The sequence below is a fragment of the Pseudarthrobacter sp. RHLT1-30-1 genome (genome assembly GCF_059383415.1).
In genome coordinates this window covers 360289-375620 of sequence record NZ_JBWZCG010000001.1, presented here as the reverse complement: position 1 = coordinate 375620, position 15332 = coordinate 360289, and the positions used below count along the sequence as shown (strand labels likewise).

The window sequence follows — 15332 nt, the reverse complement described above, 5'->3', positions numbered from 1 at the left end:
TTCCCTGTCCCGACCAGGCGGTCACTGACCGTCTGGCGGGGCAGGGAACCTGAGCGTTTTGTCCGAAGTACCAAAAGATTCGAAGCTGAAGGACCCTGAAGTGACCACCACCTCCCTGACCTCGTCACGGGGCGCAGGCCGCGCCGGAGACAAAGTCTTCTCCGCAGCCACCCTGGCCGCAGGGTGCCTGATTCTGGCTGTGCTCTTCGGCGTGGCGCTCTTCCTCGTTGTCCAGGCGTTCCCCGCCCTCGTGGCCGCCCCTGACAAGATCCAGGGCGGCGAAGGGTTCTTCGCCTACATCTGGCCGATCGTTATCGGCACGCTCATCGCGGCCGCAATCGCCCTGGCAATCGCCACTCCGGTGGCCATCGGCGTCGCGCTGTTCATCTCGCACTTCGCCCCGCGACAGCTCGCCTCGGGCCTCGGCTACGTGATCGACCTGCTGGCCGCCATTCCGTCGGTGGTTTACGGAGCCTGGGGTGCGGCCTTCCTGGCGAAGGAAATCTCGCCGGCCTACAACTGGCTTGCCGACAACATGGGCTGGCTGCCGATCTTCCAGGGCCCCGCCTCCGCCACCGGCAAGACGATCCTGACCGCTGGAATCGTCCTGTCCGTCATGGTCCTGCCCATCATCACGTCCCTCGCCCGCGAAATCTTCCTGCAGACCCCCAAGCTGCACGAAGAAGCCGCGCTGGCCCTCGGAGCCACCCGCTGGGAAATGATCCGGATGGCGGTGCTTCCCTTTGCCCGGCCGGGCATAGTCAGCGCCGTCATGCTGGGCCTGGGCCGCGCCCTGGGCGAAACCATGGCCGTCGCGCTCGTGCTGTCCTCCGGCGCCCTCACCGCCAGCCTGATCCAGTCCGGCAACCAGACCATCGCCGCCGAAATCGCGCTGAACTTCCCCGAGGCAAGCGGGCTCCAGGTCAGCACCCTGATCGCGGCAGGCCTGGTCCTGTTCGTCATCACCCTCGGCGTGAACATGATTGCCCGGTGGATCATCACCCGGCACAAAGAATTCTCGGGAGCCAACTAAATGACCTCCACCCTGACTCCCGTGCAGAAGCGCTCGGCCCTCACCAAGGGCCAGCTGCCGAAGTGGGCCCCCTACCTCGTGCTGGCCATCGCGCTGATTTTTGGTGCGGCCATCCTCGCCTTGATCGGCTTCAATGCCTTCGGCTGGGGAATCGTCTCCGCCATCCTCTTTGCCGTCGGCCTGGTCGGCTGGAGCGCCGTTGTGGAGGGTTCGCGCCGCGCCAAGGACAAACTGGCCAGCTGCCTCGTCGTGGGTTCGTTCCTGGTTGCCCTGCTGCCGCTGATCTCCGTGATCTGGACGGTGCTGGTCAACGGACTGCCCGGGCTTACGGACCCCGGCTTCCTGTCCACATCGATGAATGGCGTCACGGGCGCCTTTGACAACAAGAGCGTCGAGGAGGGGACCCCAGTGGTCGGGGGCATCTACCACGCCCTCATGGGTACCCTGCAGATCACCCTGGTCGCGACGGTCATCTCAGTCCCTGTGGGCCTGCTGACCGCCATCTACCTGGTGGAATACGGGAACGACCGCCCGCTGGCCCGCGCCATCACGTTCTTCGTGGACGTCATGACCGGCATCCCCTCGATCGTGGCGGGCTTGTTCGCAGCGGCGTTCTTCTTCGCGGTCGTGGGACCGGGCACCAAAACCGGCGCCGTCGCCGCCGTCGCCCTCTCCGTCCTGATGATCCCCGTCGTGGTGCGCTCCAGCGAGGAAATGCTCAAAATCGTTCCGAACGAACTCCGCGAGGCCGCCTACGCCCTCGGCGTCCGTAAATGGCGGACCATCCTCAAAGTGGTCATCCCGACGGCGATCTCCGGCATCGCCTCCGGCGTCACGCTCGCGATCGCCCGGGTGATCGGCGAGACCGCGCCGATCCTGGTCACCGCCGGCTTCGCGACCTCGATCAATACCAACGTGTTCTCCGGATGGATGGCCTCGCTGCCAACGTTTATCTACTCGCAGATCCTCAACCCCACCTCGCCGTCCAACCCGGACCCGTCCTCCCAGCGTGCCTGGGGTGCGGCCCTGGTGCTCATCATCCTGGTGATGCTGCTCAACTTCGGCGCACGCCTGATCGCCCGCGCCTTCGCCCCCAAGACCGGCCGCTAGCCAGCACCGGCGACCCAAATCTTCAGCCCGTACCTCCAGCAAGTGAAGGAACATCATGTCTAAGCGCATCGACGTCAAAGACCTGAACGTCTACTACAGCAAATTCCTGGCCGTCGAAGACGTCAACATCAACATCGAGCCGAAGTCCGTCACGGCCTTCATCGGACCCTCCGGCTGCGGCAAGTCCACCTTCCTGCGCACGCTCAACCGCATGCATGAGGTGATCCCCGGCGCCCGTGTCGAAGGCGAAGTGCTGCTCGACGGCGACAACCTGTACGGCCCCGGCGTGGACCCGGTCACCGTCCGCTCGCAGATCGGCATGGTGTTCCAGCGGCCCAACCCCTTCCCCACGATGTCCATCCGCGACAACGTGCTGGCCGGCGTGAAGTTGAACAACCAGAAGATCTCGAAGGGTGAGGCCGACTTGCTGGTGGAACGCTCGCTGCAGGGCGCCAACCTCTGGAACGAGGTCAAGGACCGGCTGAACAAGCCCGGCTCGGGCCTGTCCGGCGGCCAGCAGCAGCGGCTCTGCATTGCCCGGGCGATCGCGGTCGAACCGCAGGTGATCCTGATGGACGAGCCCTGCTCGGCCCTGGACCCGATCTCCACGCTGGCCATCGAGGACCTCATCAATGAGCTCAAGGATGACTACACCGTGGTGATCGTGACGCACAACATGCAGCAGGCCGCGCGTGTGTCGAACAAGACCGCGTTCTTCAACATCGCGGGCACCGGAAAGCCGGGCAAGCTGATCGAGTACGGTGACACGCACACGATCTTCAGCAACCCCACCGAGAAGGCCACCGAGGACTACGTCTCAGGCCGCTTCGGCTAAACACCCGCTAAACCCCCGCTAAACCCCATCGACTGCTCCGAAGCCGCCCTTTTGAGCCCCCAAAAGGGCGGCTTCGGAGCAACGGATGGGATCCCTCAGCGCAGCGCCCGGGGACACCGCGTCACATGCGGCCTGCGGCCCTGAGTCCCGAAGCGTCGCGGGCCTAGAGCCTAACGAGCGGTGACAGGGACAGGGCCAGCACGAACGCCGCCGCCGCGGTGACGAGCGGTGTCAGCAGCCAGAACATCAGGACCCGGATTACCACTTTGCGGTTGGTGGCGGGGAACCTCTGGTTGGCTCCGGAGCCCAGGACTGCCGAGGTGACGGCGTGCGTGGTGGAGATGGGCCAGTGCAGCCCCACGGCGCCCACCAGCAAGATGGCCGAGCTGAACAGCTGCGCCACGGAGCCGCGCAGGGGTTCCATCCGGATCAGCCGGTTGCCAATCGTGTAAGAAATGCGCCAGCCGCCGGCCAGCGTCCCGGCAGCCAGCAGGGCCGCTGTGGAAAGCCCTACCCAGACTGGCATCGCGCTGCCGTCGGACAGCCCGGAAGCCAGCAGCGCAAGGAGCAGGACGGCGCTGGTGCGCTGGCCGTCCTGGAGGCCGTGGGCGAACGCCACAGCGCCCACGGCAATGCTCTGGGCGCGGCGCGCCCGGCGGTTGACGACGTTCGGCGGGGTGTACCGCGCCACCCAGGCGACGGGCCAGACCAGCAGGTACGCGCCGGCGAAGGCTATTGCGGGCGAGAGCAGGAGTGGCAGCACCACCTGGAACAGCAGGGAGGCGTCAACGCTCCCGACAGCGCCCCCGCCGACCGCTACGCTGGCGACCCCGGCGCCGGCCAGCCCGCCGACCAGGGCGTGCGTGGAGGACGACGGGATGCCCCGCCACCAGGTGTAGATCCCCCACAGCACGGCACTGGCCAGTCCCGCCATCAGGATGCTCAGCCCGTTTCCGCCGCTGGGCAGCTGCACCCAGGTCTGGCTGGCGGCCAGGGCCAGGCCGGCGCTCAGCCCGGCGCCGACGAAATTGAATAAAGCGGCCAGCAATACCGCGACGGTGGGCGTGAGCGCGCGGGTCCGGACGGCAAGCGCCACCGCCGCCGAAGCGTCCCTGAAGCCGTTGAGAAAGGCGAATGCCCCGGCGCAGGCGACCACCAGGACAAACAGGAACAAGATCACGTCAGGATTCCTTGACGATGATGCTGCCCACCTGCGTCGCAATCCGGCGCATGTCCCTGGTGACCCCCACCAGCTGCTCGGCGATGTCACGGTTGCGCGCGTACGGGGTCCACTTCATCTCGTTGAGCATGTCCGCCACCCAGACCCGGTGGGATCGTTCCGCGCGCTTGGCGAGGCGGAGGACCTCGATCCAGTAGTCCTCGAGGTCGTCCAGGTTGTCGAGGTTCCGCATGGCATCCACGGTGAGTTCGGCCTGCCTGCTGATGATTTCCAGCTGGTCGGCGGCGCGCTTGGGCAGGCGGTCCAGCTTGTAGAGCGAAACCAGCTCGGCGGCGGCATCGAGTTTTTCCATCGCATTGTTGAGGCCCAGCGAGAGCGTGTACATGTCCTCGCGGGGGAGCGGGTTCACGAAGGAGGTCCGCATATGGGTCAGCAGCGCGAAGTGCAGCTCTGCGGACTTTGCCTCATGGTTGTGCATGTCCTCCACCAGCCGGGCATTCTCGCTGGCCGGCGCGCCAACGATCTCCGAGAGGGTGCCCGTGGCGAGCATTATCTGGTTGGCCATTTGGGCGAGGAGTTTCAGCCCGGCGGGCTCCTGGGGGAAAAGGCGCAGCTTCACGTGTGATTACCGGTCTTCGGGGAGGAGGTGCACGGGGGTTGTCTGCCGGGCCCAAGAAGTGATGAAGTCCCGTGCATAGGTATTACTTTATCCTCTGGCCGGAAGCGGGCATGAAGATGGTGCCGAACCGGATACGCCTCTCGGCGGTAGGCCGCTCTAGGCGGCTAGATGTTGAAGCCCGGGGGTTTCGCGGTTCGGCACCGCTTTTAGTTTTCTACGTGGTTGGGGACAAGTCAACATTGACAGTCAGGGGGTCGCGTGCGTTGCGGTGCCCCGAGGGTGCCGACGCCTCAGTCCAGTTCGCCCAGGCGCCAGGCGTTGGCGGCATGTTCCAGGTCCTCGGCGGTCTTGACCAGGAGGTGCGAGTTGCGGGTGAGCTTGCTCGCATGGTTCTCGTTGCTGTGCTCGGCGCCGTCGGCCAGGGTGGCCTGGCCAAGGGCAACGACACGGCAGAACGCGGCGGAGCGTTCCAGCGCGACGTCGAACTCGCCGTCGAACGCGCCCGAAAGGATGGCATCGGCCATCAACTTCATCTCGTCCGCGCCGGGCGGCTCTGCGGCGCCTGCCACCACATGCGAGACCTGGGCAGTGTCCTTGCCGGCCTTGAAGTAGACGGAGATCCGCTCGGGGTCCTGAATCGTGGCGGCGCGGATGGCATAGAGCCGCCAGAGGGCTCCCGGCAGCGAACGTGCCGGGCTTTCGGCCCACATTTCGGCGATGGCCTCCAGGCCCTGTTCGTCGGCGAGCTTCACAAGCCGCTTGGTCACGACGGGATCGTCGCTGTCGCGTCCGCGGCGCACGAGGGCCTGGGCGGCGAGATGGGCGGCCTCGGAGATGCGGGCAGGATCAGCCCCGCCCGCGAAGGGCTCAAAGTCCATGGGGGCGAAGGCCTTCGGCTTGTGGTGCCGGTGCGGCCCGGGGGCGCTGGATCCTGCTTGCTCGCTCATGCCACCACGCTACTCCTGTGCTGTCGGGGAATCGAGCGCGCTCCCGGCACGCGCCAGCGCCCGACGGCGGGCGACGGCGGTGCGATGGCGGGCGACGGCGGTGCGATGGCGGCGACGGTGTGCGACGGCGGCGCCCGCGTGCGAAAAACGTCCGCCGGTCTGGGGTACAGTATTAACGTTCAGAAATGGACTGGGCTGATCGGCCTTGGAAGGGTGGATTTATCCGCAGTTTCAGGGCATTCGGCTGGGGCCTTTAGCTCAGTTGGTAGAGCATCGGACTTTTAATCCGTGGGTCGTGGGTTCGATCCCCACAGGGCCCACTCTTTTAGCGAAGAGTGGAAAACCCCCGGCATCCTGGCGACAGGGTGCCGGGGGTTTTTGTCACCCCGGCGCAGCGCAGAACTCCCACGAAATTCCAGATATCAGGTCGGCTAGGATAGCCGGATGAACGCGCACAGCCCCTCCGGCTCCGGGTATTGGTACGGACCCGACGACAGGCTCGACCCGCCTGGCGCCGTCCTGCAGGCCCTGCGTGACTACCGCACCGCGGAAGTCGCCCGGCGGCGATCCACGAGGGATTCGATGGGAATGGGCGAAACGGACCTGCTGGCACTGAGGTACCTGCTGCGCGCCCAGGCGGACGGCGAGCGGGTTGGACCCAAGGATCTGAGCCGCGTCCTGGGGATTACCACGGCCTCCACCACCTCGTTGCTGGACCGGCTGGTGGGCAGCGGCCATGTCCGCCGCGAACCCCATCCCACGGACCGGCGCTCGCTGGTGATCGTTCCCACGGCTGATTCGGATTCGGAAGTCCGGGCCACCCTCGGTGACATGCACCGCCGGATGATGGCCGTTGCGGAGGAGCTCAGCGCCGCGGAGGCACGGGTCGTGGTCAACTTCCTGCGGCGGATGAGTGAAGCCGTTGCAGAGCCGCGGGGCTGAGCCCGGATTATCCTATGACTAGCTAGTCTGACTAGTCATATGTATGCTTACTAACTGTGTCTATCCAACGTTCCACCCGCGCTGCCGTCGCGGATTTCGCGCCCGCCGCATTTCCGGCGCCTGCCGATCCGTCTCCTGCGCTTGCCCTGGCCGCGCCGGTCCACTGCGGGATGCCGATGGAATGGACGACGCCGGCCGCTGCCTTTATGACCGTGTACTCCTTGGCCCCAGCCGGCGCCGCGGCGGAGTTGCCGCCGCTCTGGCGCTGCAGCCGCGGCTTCCAACTGGACGGAATCGTTCAGCCCTCCAGTTTTTCGTCGAAGCTCAGCCGCTAGGTCCCCGGTCCGGGGCGCTGGCGGCGGGTCAGGGCGCCTGCTAGCCGGCCGCTGTAGTACTGATCACTGCCCGGTTGCGGCCGCCTGCCTTCGCGTCATACAGGGCGCGGTCGGCTTCCCGGAGCAGGCGGGGCAGCCCGGCGTTCCGGTCCCGCGCGTCGACCACGCCGAAGCTCGCCGTCGGCGCAACTACTCCGTCGGGCAGTGAACTGTGACCGGCCAGGGCGGCGTTGATCCGCTGGGCGATCCTTGCACCTTCTTCGGCGTCGACGCCGTTGAGCAGCAACGCGAATTCCTCGCCGCCGTAGCGGCCCACCAGGTCATCCTCCCGCACGGCTGCCCGGCAGGCCTCGGCGAACGCGCGGATGACGCCGTCGCCGGCCTCATGCCCGAACCGGTCGTTGATGGCTTTGAAGCGGTCCAGGTCCGCCATCACAATGGCGGCTCCGCCGCCGCCCGCGAGGGTGGCCCGGAGCCGGCGCTGGGCCTGCTGCATGAACTCCGCCCGGTTCAGCAGCCCGGTGAGCCCGTCCCGCGAGGCCCGTTCCTGCAGATTCTCGGTTTGGCGGGTGTTGTCCAGCGAAGTGATGCTGGACGAGACGACAACCAGCAGGACCATCGCCATCAGCAGGGTCACTCCGGTGCCGAACAGCACCTGGAACAGCGGATCCTCGGGCCCGAGCACCGCCAGCCCCACCATTCGGCTCAGGTAGTACACAGCGCCGCCGGCAGATGCGATGGCGAGGGACCGGACAAGATGCCAGGACTCCGCACGCTCGCGCCACAGCTCCGCCGAGGCGAGACCGACGGCTGTCCCCATCAGCGCCAGCAGGACAATGCTGCCGACCCGGGCGTTGTCGGAGTAGCGGACGGTGGCGTCAATGGCCACGGCCGCCGTCGCCGGGATCGCCAACAGAACGGGCCGGACCCGACGGCCGGCCAATGACCTGGTTCCGGCCCAGACGCACCCGGAGCCAAGCACCATCACGCCGTTTCCGACGCTGGGGGCCCAGGCGACTTCCTGGACCTCGCCCAGGAAGTAGAAGACGGCGGCCAGGAAGAACGACGCGACGGCCCCGCACCACCAGGCGGCAAACGGCGCATGGCTCTTGCGGTAGGTATCGAAATAGAAAAGGACCAGCATTGTCAGCGTCATCACGGCGAAAACCACCATAAGCGTTGACCGGTCGAGCAGCACCATAGTCGATGAATCCCTGCTGCTTGGCGGTCCTCCCCGGGACCGTCAGGCGTAGTTTCCCGCCGGATCAGGCCCCGGCCGGGACAAGTCTCTCAGAAGAGGCCCCGGCTGCCAGGCATGCCGCGCGGCATTTGGGCGCCGCCGGGGGTCCCAGGGCGACGGCCGGGGGTGCAAGATGGTGCAATGGATGCCGTCGACGCCCTCAATGAGATTGCCTTCTGGCTGGAACGCGAGCTTGCCCCGACGTTCAAGATTCAGGCGTTCCGCAAGGCCGCCGGAATCATCGCAGACCTGGAGCCGGAGGAACTTGCGGCCCGGGCCGGGGACGGGCGGCTCAAAAGGACCAAAGGGATCGGCGACCGGACATTCCAGGTGCTCCGCGAAGCGCTCGACGGCGGCGTCCCCGAGTACCTGAGCGGACTCCGGAACCGGGGGGCCGGGCCGCTGGTGCCGGGAGGGCATGCGCTGCTTGCCTCACTCCGCGGCGACCTGCACAGCCACAGCGACTGGTCCGACGGCGGGTCCCCGATCGGGGCCATGGTGGACGCCGCCCGACTGCTCGGCCGAGAGTACCTCGCCCTGACCGATCATTCGCCCAACCTCAAGATCGCCAACGGGCTAAGCGCCGGGCGGCTGGCGGACCAGCTCGGCGTCGTCGACGAAATCAATGCCGGCGGCGGCTTCCGCCTGCTGCGGGGCATCGAGGTCGATATCCTCGAGGACGGCACCTTGGACCAGACGCCGGAAATGCTCGACCGGCTGGATATCGTGGTCGCCAGCGTGCATTCGAAGCTCCGCTCGGACAAAGGAACCATGACGCGCAGGATGCTGGGCGCGATCGCAGACCCGCACACGAACGTGCTTGGTCACTGCACGGGCCGCCTCGTCCAAGGAGGCCGCGGCACCCGTCCGCCGTCGGAGTTCAACGCCGAAAAGGTCTTCGCCGCCTGCGCGGAACACAACGTCGCCGTCGAAATCAATTCCCGCCCGGAACGCCAGGACCCGCCGGACGACCTGATCGAACTGGCCCTCGACGCCGGCTGCCTCTTCAGCATCGACAGCGACGCCCACGCCCCGGGGCAGCTTGATTTCCTGCAGTACGGTGCCGAGCGCGCGGAACACAACGGTGTGCCGGCGGACCGGATCGTCACGACCTGGCCCCTGGACCGCCTGCTGGAGTGGGCGGCGTCGGGGCGCTGAGTGCCCGCCCTGGCGCCCCGCCTAGCCACCCGCTGCGTGCCTTGGGGCCTGCGCACTGCTCCCATCCCCTTGGGGCCTGCGCACTGCTCCCATCGCAGGGGTCCGCGCCCGGCCGCGCACCCCGGACATGCCCTCCGGGTGGCTTGCTTCCTCCGGGACATGCCCTCCGGCCGGCCTGCTTCCCTTCGGGACATGCCCTCCGGCTGCCGGGAGGACCGGACATAGTCCCGTTCTGCCCGGTCCTGGGCGTGAGGAATGGGCATGTCCCCTCGCCGGCCGTTTCGATAGCATGGGATTCCAGTAGGGCAAGCGGGAGGGGGTCCTGGCATGACGATCCGAGCGGAGCCCGAACGCTCCGTGGTCGCCCGCCTCCGGGCTGCCGGCTGCGTCTTTGCTGAGGAGGAGGCCCGGCTGTTGTCCGAAGCCGCCACCACGCCTGGTCAGCTGGAGGCCCTCGTGGAGCGGCGGGTGTCTGGCCTGCCGCTCGAGCACCTTCTGGGCTGGGCGGAGTTTTGTGGACTGCGGATCGAAGTGGACGCCGGCGTCTTTGTGCCCCGCCGCCGGACCGAGTTCCTCGTCCGGCAGGCCGCACGGCTCCTCGAGCGATCCCGCGGCACCGCGACGGATCCCGTCGTCGTCGACCTGTGCTGCGGGTCAGGGGCTGTTGGAGCCGCGCTCGCGGTGCTGGCCGGCCGGCTGGAGCTTCACGCCTCCGACGTCGACCCCGCCGCCGTGGCGTGCGCGGCCCGCAACATCGTGGCTTTGGGTGGTGAGGTCCACGCAGGGGACCTGTATCAGGCGCTCCCGTCACGGCTGCGGGGCCAGGTCGACATTCTCGCCGTTAATGCCCCGTACGTTCCCTCGGCAGAGTTGGCCACCATGCCGCAGGAAGCCCGCCTTTACGAGCCGCGGGTTTCCCTCGACGGCGGCAAGGACGGGCTTCGCGTGCAGCGGCGGGTGGCCGCCGCGGCGCGGCAATGGCTTGCGCCGGGCGGATCCCTGCTGATCGAGACGAGCCGGCGGCAGGCACCGCGGACCGTCGAACTGTTCGTCCGCAACGGGCTCACGGCCCGGGTGGCGAGCTCCGCGGGACTGGGCGCGACCGTTGTTATCGGATCGGCGCGTGCTGCGGCCGGCTAAGGATCCGGACCGGTGGAGCTAGGGAACCTTGTCGGGATCGACGTTGGTTGCCGGGCCGGCCGGGGTGGCCCCGCCTTCGTCGGACCAGTCCTGGCCGTGCTGGTCGTTAAGCGCAGGGTCGGACTCGACGTCGGAAGCAGCGGACACCGTGGCGTCGGCCGAAGAAGAGGTACCAAGGTTGACCGTCTCCGGGTGGGTGCTGTGCGCGGGGATACCGGCATCGGCAGCCGTGGCGCCAGTGCTGCCCGGCTGGCCGCCGCCGGTGGTTGCCGATCCGCTGGATACTGCGCCGCCTGTTGCGCCGCCTGTTGCGCCGGTGGTCCCCGTGGGGGAGTTGTCACGGTGGACGGCGGAACTGATCACCGTTCCTGCCCGCCGGGCCGCCTCGCCGAGCTGCTCGGTCACCTCGGGTGCCTTTTCTTTGACAGCCTCGGTTGCCGCTGCCACCTTGTCCTGGACCGGCTTGCTTTCCCAGAGTGCTGCCGCGCGTGCCTTGAGCTTCTCGTAGGCTGCCCGCCCGGACCGTGACCCGAAAACGTAGCCGGCCGCGATGCCGGCTCCGAATAGAAGTTTGCCTTTCATGCTGTCCTCCTGCTTATTGGTGGTGCCCTCAGAGGGTGGTCATTCAAAGTGTTGATGCATGTGCCAAAAAACCGGCCCCGGGAAAGTCCCGGGACCGGCTTTTCGGTCGCGTCAGTCTTAGCGGACTGAGCGCTTGGTGATCATGCCGTATACCAGCAGGACGATGATCGCACCGCCGATGGCCAGCAGCCAGGTGGAGAGCGAGAAGAACTCATTGATGCTCACACCGAAGAGTGCGCTGCCAATGAAACCGCCCAGGAGGGCGCCTACGACGCCGAGGAGCAGCGTAATGAAGATGCCGCCACCCTGCTTGCCCGGAAGGATTGCCTTAGCAATCGCGCCGGCGATAAGACCCAGAAGCAGAAATCCGAGAAAACCCATTTTTTGTTCCTTCTTCTTTCATTGAGGAGACACCCGGGTTGCCGGGTGCGCTTCATCCTTCTGCCTCAATACTAATCATGCTTAGTATAAAAGAGCCAGTCAGGAGCTGAAAAGCATTCCGTGTGGCGACTCCTTTCGGCCCATCGGGACAGAACTGTAGGGTTTTTCCTCATTCTTCGGTGTCCGGTCCGCGGCGCCGGGTCACTATGCGAGCCGCCGGTCACCAGGCGTAATCCTCGGGTGCTGTCCGGTGGCCCGGGAAGATTTCGTCGAGTCGCTGCAGTGCGCCCGGGTCCAGCGGCAGGTCCACGGCGCGGAGGGCGGCGTCGAGCTGGTCCTGGGTGCGGGGGCCCACAATCGGAGCGGTCACCGCGGGCTGGTGAAGCAGCCAGGCCAACGCCACGTCCCCGGGCTCCCGGGCAAGCTCGTCCGCGAAATCCTCGTACCGCCGGAGCTGTTCCTGGTGCTTTTTCAGCGTCTCCAGGGCGCGGCCCTCGGCGCGGCGCACCCCGGTGCGCTCCTGCTTGAGCACACCGCCGAGCAGCCCGCCCTGCAGGGGTGACCAGGGAATCAGCCCCAGCCCGTAGTGCTGTGCAGCCGGTATGACCTCCAGCTCCACGGCGCGGGTCAGCAGGTTATAGATCGACTGCTCGCTCACGAGGCCGTTGCTGTGACGGCGGGCGGCAGCTTCCTGCGCTTGGGCGATGTGCCAGCCGGCGAAGTTGCTGCTGCCTGAGTACAGAATTTTGCCCTGCTGGACTGCGACGTCGATGGCCTGCCAGATCTCTTCCCACGGGGTGTTCCGGTCCACGTGGTGGAACTGGTAGAGATCGATGTAGTCCGTCTGCAGCCGCTTCAGACTCGCGTCCAGGGCGCGTCGGATGTTCAGGGCGGAGAGCCTCGACTCGTTCGGCCGGTCCGACATGGAGCCATAGAGCTTCGTCGCGAGCACGGTCCGGTCCCGTCGCCTGCCTCCGGCGGCGAACCAGCGGCCGATGATGTCTTCGGTCCGGCCCCGGTGGCCGGTGCCGCCGTAGACGTTGGCGGTGTCGACGAAATTGATGCCGGAATCCAGTGCTGAGTCCAGGATCGAATGGGCGTCTGCCTCCTCGGTCTGCGGGCCGAAGTTCATGGTTCCGAGGCAAAGCCTGGAGACTTTCAGGCCGGAGCGGCCGAGTTGCGTGTACTGCACGCGGGGTCCTTCCCGGGGTGCGGAACAGGCGGATCCGTTCACCGGGCGCGGCGACGCCTTCGCGCCGACGCACCCGGCGACCGGGGGGTAAAACGACCGGACGTGCCCGGGCGGCCGGCCTCGGAGCCTAGCGTTCCAGGCGGAAGCCGAGCTTGATGGTTACCTGCCAGTCGGCGACCTCGCCGTTTTCGAGGTGTCCGCGAACTTCCTTAACCTCAAACCAATCGAGGTTCCGCAAAGTCTTGGCCGCCTCTGCGATGCCATTGCGGACGGCGGCATCGATACCTTCGTTCGACGTTCCGACAATTTCAGAAATGCTGTAAGTGTGATTAGGCAACTTCGCTCCTCGTGATCGCCATGGAGACCCGGCGGTGGGCCGTTCCTGCAGATTAGCGGACAGATCGCGGCGGGACTAGGGGCGGGAGGCTGCCTCTCAGGATCCGGAGACCGGCCCCGGTTCCGGACGTTTGGGTGCCAGCGGCGGGTCATCAGAACGCTTGTGGACGCGGCTGACCATCCAGGGGAGCAGATAGTTGGTGAACCAGGCGATGTCACCGGCCTTGCTGTCCCGCCAGCTTCCGGCAGGCATGGGCTTGGGCTCCTGCGGGCTCAGGGTGTGCGGGACGCTCAAGGACTCCAACACCATGGCCGCGATGGTGTGGTGTCCCATCGGCGAGAAGTGCAGGCGGTCAGGGTCCCACATACGCGGGTCCGAGAGCTGCCGCAAGGCCCAGAGATCAGCGATGACACCGTGGTGGCGCGCGGCGATCGTCCGGATGTTCTCGTTGAAGACGGCCACCCTTCCCCGGTTGTGGCCCAGCAGCGGCGTGTCGCGCCAGTCGGGGCCGGTGAACAGGACGATCGTGGCGCCGGTGGCGCTGAGCATGCCCACTCCGGCATCGAGAGTGGCAGCCAGCCGGTCAGGATCGCTCCGGTGAAAAACTAGGTCGTTTCCGCCCGCCGAGAGCGTGATCAGGTCCGGCCTCAACATGATCGCAGGGCCAAGTTGCCGGTCGAGGATCTCGCGCAGGAGCAGGCCGCTGACGGCGAGGTTGGCATAGCGAAAATCCGGCCTCCCGCCGCTGAGCTCCTCGGCGATGCGGTCCGCCCAGCCCCTCACACCGCCGGGACTCAGCGGTTCCGGGTCGCCGATGCCCGCCGTGAACGAATCCCCCATTGCCACGTAGCGGGTCCACAGCCCGGCATTTGGGCCCAAGGTTCGGCGCGGACCCCGCCCAGTGCCGGGGCCACCGGAGCCGGACCAGCCGGCGCCAGGATCCAAGAAACCGGCGGCGTTCACATCCCCAGCATTACGCCGAATATTCGACGTCCGGTAGGTACTTTGGTCCCTAGCGGGGCGACCTCCGGGCGGGCCGGGGCTTAAAGGCCGGCGTGGAAGGGGCCCGGGCAGCAGAAGCGCAGGTGTCAACGGGCCCATGATCATCGGCCGCCGGCTGGTCCTTATACGTAGGGGGGTATATTATGGAGACTAGCCCTGCAAATCCCGGAGGAACACATGGAACTCGATCCCGCCGACATGAAGCCCGTCATCAATCGCCTGCGCCGCGCCCAGGGGCAGCTTGCCGCCGTGACCCGGATGATCGAAGAGGGCCGCGACTGCAAGAGCGTCGTGACCCAGCTGGCGGCTGTTTCGAGCGCGCTGGACAAGGCCGGATTCTCGATCATCGCCACCGGCCTGCAGCAGTGCATGAAGCAGGAGGACCCCAGCCTGGACCGGGCCGAACTTGAGAAGCTATTCCTCTCACTCGCCTGAGCCTGGCCGGCGCGACTCAGGCGGGGCGGCCCGCCAGGACATAGGCCTTCAGGTCATCCAGGGTCTGCTGCATGTGCGCGTCCATGGCATCCCGGGCCCGGTGCGGATCCCGTGTTGACAGCGCCTCCACGATCTTCTGGTGGTGGCCGATCGCATGCGCCTGGATTTCGCGCACCTCGGACGTCTGGGTCCGCCGCCGTTCGAGCACCCGGTGCAGCGGCGCGAACAGGACGGCCACAAAAACATTCTCCGCGGCGTGCAGGATCAGATCGTGGAACGCCAGATCGGCCGCCACGAACGCGGCGACATCGTGCTTTTCGTGCGCCATGCGCATCGCTTCCAGCTGCCCGGAAAGCGCGTTGAGGTCGGAGTCGCTGATCCGGCCGGCCGCCAGCTCGCACGCCCCGGTTTCCAGCATCCGGCGCAGCTCGATCAGCTGAACGGCGGCCGCCGCATCGTCTTTCCCCTCCGAAGCTGCCCGTAGTACCGCCTCCAGCGACGCCCAGCGGCTCAACGGGTTTACAAAGGTGCCGCGGCCGCGCTCCACACTGAGGATCTGCTGGGCTTCAAGGGTCTTCATCGCCTCGCGGACCGTCATCCGGCTCACCTCATGGCGTGCGCTCAGCTCAAGCTCGCCGGGGACTGGTGCGCCGGGTGGGAATTCTCCGCCAATGATCCGGTCCAGCAGTTCATCTGCCACCACTCCGACCAGCGATTTCCTAGCCAATTTTCCCCATTCGCCGTCGCCGATGCCTGATTGACAAGTCTACTTGCGCGTCTTTGTGCCGTGTGCCACACTAGCATTCAAATGTTAGATGTCAGACATCTTACATATTTCAATGCAGCAGAGTTTCCCACATTGGA

Annotated in this window: 18 protein-coding genes and 1 tRNA gene; 9 read left to right on the top strand and 10 right to left on the bottom strand. The window is 66.7% G+C overall.

The features are described from left to right. Positions 1–100: 100 nt before the first annotated feature. Genes pstC through pstB form a run of 3 tightly spaced genes read left to right on the top strand, consistent with a single transcriptional unit; the run spans position 101 to position 2978 of the window. On the top strand, positions 101–1033 hold the full coding sequence (pstC, locus tag AC50YM_RS01805; protein WP_494955288.1) for a phosphate ABC transporter permease subunit PstC: 933 nt from the start codon (positions 101–103) through the stop codon (positions 1031–1033). After that, positions 1034–2143 carry a phosphate ABC transporter permease PstA gene (gene pstA / locus AC50YM_RS01800; protein ID WP_494955287.1) on the top strand — a complete coding sequence of 370 codons (1110 nt, stop codon included), beginning with the start codon at positions 1034–1036 and terminating at the stop codon, positions 2141–2143. Between the two features lie 55 nt (positions 2144–2198). After that, complete coding sequence (pstB, locus tag AC50YM_RS01795; RefSeq protein ID WP_494955286.1) at positions 2199–2978, top strand: phosphate ABC transporter ATP-binding protein PstB; 780 nt, start codon at positions 2199–2201, stop codon at positions 2976–2978. A 163-nt stretch (positions 2979–3141) separates the two neighbouring features. Here the strand turns inward: pstB and AC50YM_RS01790 are convergent, their stop codons facing one another. From AC50YM_RS01790 to AC50YM_RS01780, 3 genes are all read right to left on the bottom strand, one after another. Further along, complete coding sequence (locus tag AC50YM_RS01790; protein ID WP_494955285.1) at positions 3142–4158, bottom strand: inorganic phosphate transporter; 1017 nt, start codon at positions 4156–4158, stop codon at positions 3142–3144. A 1-nt stretch (position 4159) separates the two neighbouring features. Then, positions 4160–4777 (bottom strand): DUF47 domain-containing protein, encoded by a 618-nt coding sequence (locus AC50YM_RS01785; RefSeq protein WP_494955284.1) that lies wholly within the window; start codon positions 4775–4777, stop codon positions 4160–4162. Positions 4778–5067: 290 nt separating this feature from the next. Continuing rightward, positions 5068–5724 (bottom strand): hypothetical protein, encoded by a 657-nt coding sequence (locus AC50YM_RS01780; protein WP_494891636.1) that lies wholly within the window; start codon positions 5722–5724, stop codon positions 5068–5070. A 247-nt stretch (positions 5725–5971) separates the two neighbouring features. Here AC50YM_RS01780 and AC50YM_RS01775 point away from each other — a divergent pair. The 3 genes from AC50YM_RS01775 (at position 5972) to AC50YM_RS01765 (ending at position 7001) form a co-directional block, all read left to right on the top strand. Beyond that, positions 5972–6044, top strand: a tRNA-Lys gene (locus AC50YM_RS01775). 124 nt (positions 6045–6168) lie between these two features. Then, a complete protein-coding gene (locus AC50YM_RS01770; protein ID WP_494955283.1) occupies positions 6169–6666 on the top strand; it encodes a MarR family winged helix-turn-helix transcriptional regulator in 498 nt (165 codons plus the stop codon). 56 nt (positions 6667–6722) lie between these two features. Next, positions 6723–7001, top strand: a complete 279-nt coding sequence (locus AC50YM_RS01765; protein ID WP_494955282.1) for a hypothetical protein — start codon at positions 6723–6725, stop codon at positions 6999–7001. Positions 7002–7041: 40 nt separating this feature from the next. On the opposite strand, the gene AC50YM_RS01760 is transcribed toward AC50YM_RS01765, so the two are convergent. Then, positions 7042–8202, bottom strand: coding sequence for a GGDEF domain-containing protein (locus tag AC50YM_RS01760; protein ID WP_494955281.1), 1161 nt, complete (start codon positions 8200–8202; stop codon positions 7042–7044). Between the two features lie 180 nt (positions 8203–8382). Between AC50YM_RS01760 and AC50YM_RS01755 the strand changes: the two genes are divergently transcribed. Continuing rightward, on the top strand, positions 8383–9399 hold the full coding sequence (locus AC50YM_RS01755; protein WP_494955280.1) for a PHP domain-containing protein: 1017 nt from the start codon (positions 8383–8385) through the stop codon (positions 9397–9399). A 327-nt stretch (positions 9400–9726) separates the two neighbouring features. Beyond that, entirely contained in the window at positions 9727–10539 is an 813-nt protein-coding gene (locus tag AC50YM_RS01750; RefSeq protein ID WP_494955279.1) for a putative protein N(5)-glutamine methyltransferase, read from the top strand. An 18-nt stretch (positions 10540–10557) separates the two neighbouring features. Here AC50YM_RS01750 and AC50YM_RS01745 read toward each other — a convergent pair whose 3' ends face one another. The 5 genes from AC50YM_RS01745 to AC50YM_RS01725 all read right to left on the bottom strand — a co-directional run bounded on the left by AC50YM_RS01745 (position 10558) and on the right by AC50YM_RS01725 (position 13871). After that, positions 10558–11121, bottom strand: coding sequence for a hypothetical protein (locus tag AC50YM_RS01745; protein ID WP_494955278.1), 564 nt, complete (start codon positions 11119–11121; stop codon positions 10558–10560). A gap of 117 nt (positions 11122–11238) precedes the next feature. After that, a complete protein-coding gene (locus tag AC50YM_RS01740) occupies positions 11239–11502 on the bottom strand; it encodes a GlsB/YeaQ/YmgE family stress response membrane protein (RefSeq protein WP_494891622.1) in 264 nt (87 codons plus the stop codon). 220 nt (positions 11503–11722) lie between these two features. Then, complete coding sequence (locus tag AC50YM_RS01735; protein WP_494955277.1) at positions 11723–12694, bottom strand: aldo/keto reductase; 972 nt, start codon at positions 12692–12694, stop codon at positions 11723–11725. A gap of 127 nt (positions 12695–12821) precedes the next feature. Further along, positions 12822–13031: a dodecin gene (locus tag AC50YM_RS01730; RefSeq protein ID WP_463883029.1), complete on the bottom strand. Its 210-nt coding sequence runs from the start codon at positions 13029–13031 to the stop codon at positions 12822–12824. A 96-nt stretch (positions 13032–13127) separates the two neighbouring features. Then, entirely contained in the window at positions 13128–13871 is a 744-nt protein-coding gene (locus AC50YM_RS01725) for an SGNH/GDSL hydrolase family protein (RefSeq protein ID WP_494955421.1), read from the bottom strand. A 339-nt stretch (positions 13872–14210) separates the two neighbouring features. On the opposite strand from AC50YM_RS01725, the gene AC50YM_RS01720 reads away from it, so the two are divergent. Next, on the top strand, positions 14211–14468 hold the full coding sequence (locus AC50YM_RS01720; RefSeq protein ID WP_494891616.1) for a metal-sensitive transcriptional regulator: 258 nt from the start codon (positions 14211–14213) through the stop codon (positions 14466–14468). Between the two features lie 16 nt (positions 14469–14484). Here AC50YM_RS01720 and AC50YM_RS01715 read toward each other — a convergent pair whose 3' ends face one another. Beyond that, entirely contained in the window at positions 14485–15195 is a 711-nt protein-coding gene (locus AC50YM_RS01715; protein WP_494955276.1) for a FadR/GntR family transcriptional regulator, read from the bottom strand. Positions 15196–15332 lie beyond the last annotated feature (137 nt).

Coding starts and splice junctions, on each gene's coding strand:
- pstA (WP_494955287.1), top strand. CDS start 1,034: ATGACCTCCACCCTGACTCCCGTGCAGAAGCGCTCGGCCCTCACCAAG.
- pstB (WP_494955286.1), top strand. CDS start 2,199: ATGTCTAAGCGCATCGACGTCAAAGACCTGAACGTCTACTACAGCAAA.
- AC50YM_RS01780 (WP_494891636.1), bottom strand. CDS start 5,724: ATGAGCGAGCAAGCAGGATCCAGCGCCCCCGGGCCGCACCGGCACCAC.
- AC50YM_RS01770 (WP_494955283.1), top strand. CDS start 6,169: ATGAACGCGCACAGCCCCTCCGGCTCCGGGTATTGGTACGGACCCGAC.
- AC50YM_RS01760 (WP_494955281.1), bottom strand. CDS start 8,202: ATGGTGCTGCTCGACCGGTCAACGCTTATGGTGGTTTTCGCCGTGATG.
- AC50YM_RS01755 (WP_494955280.1), top strand. CDS start 8,383: ATGGATGCCGTCGACGCCCTCAATGAGATTGCCTTCTGGCTGGAACGC.
- AC50YM_RS01750 (WP_494955279.1), top strand. CDS start 9,727: ATGACGATCCGAGCGGAGCCCGAACGCTCCGTGGTCGCCCGCCTCCGG.
- AC50YM_RS01745 (WP_494955278.1), bottom strand. CDS start 11,121: ATGAAAGGCAAACTTCTATTCGGAGCCGGCATCGCGGCCGGCTACGTT.
- AC50YM_RS01740 (WP_494891622.1), bottom strand. CDS start 11,502: ATGGGTTTTCTCGGATTTCTGCTTCTGGGTCTTATCGCCGGCGCGATT.
- AC50YM_RS01725 (WP_494955421.1), bottom strand. CDS start 13,871: ATGGGGGATTCGTTCACGGCGGGCATCGGCGACCCGGAACCGCTGAGT.
- AC50YM_RS01720 (WP_494891616.1), top strand. CDS start 14,211: ATGGAACTCGATCCCGCCGACATGAAGCCCGTCATCAATCGCCTGCGC.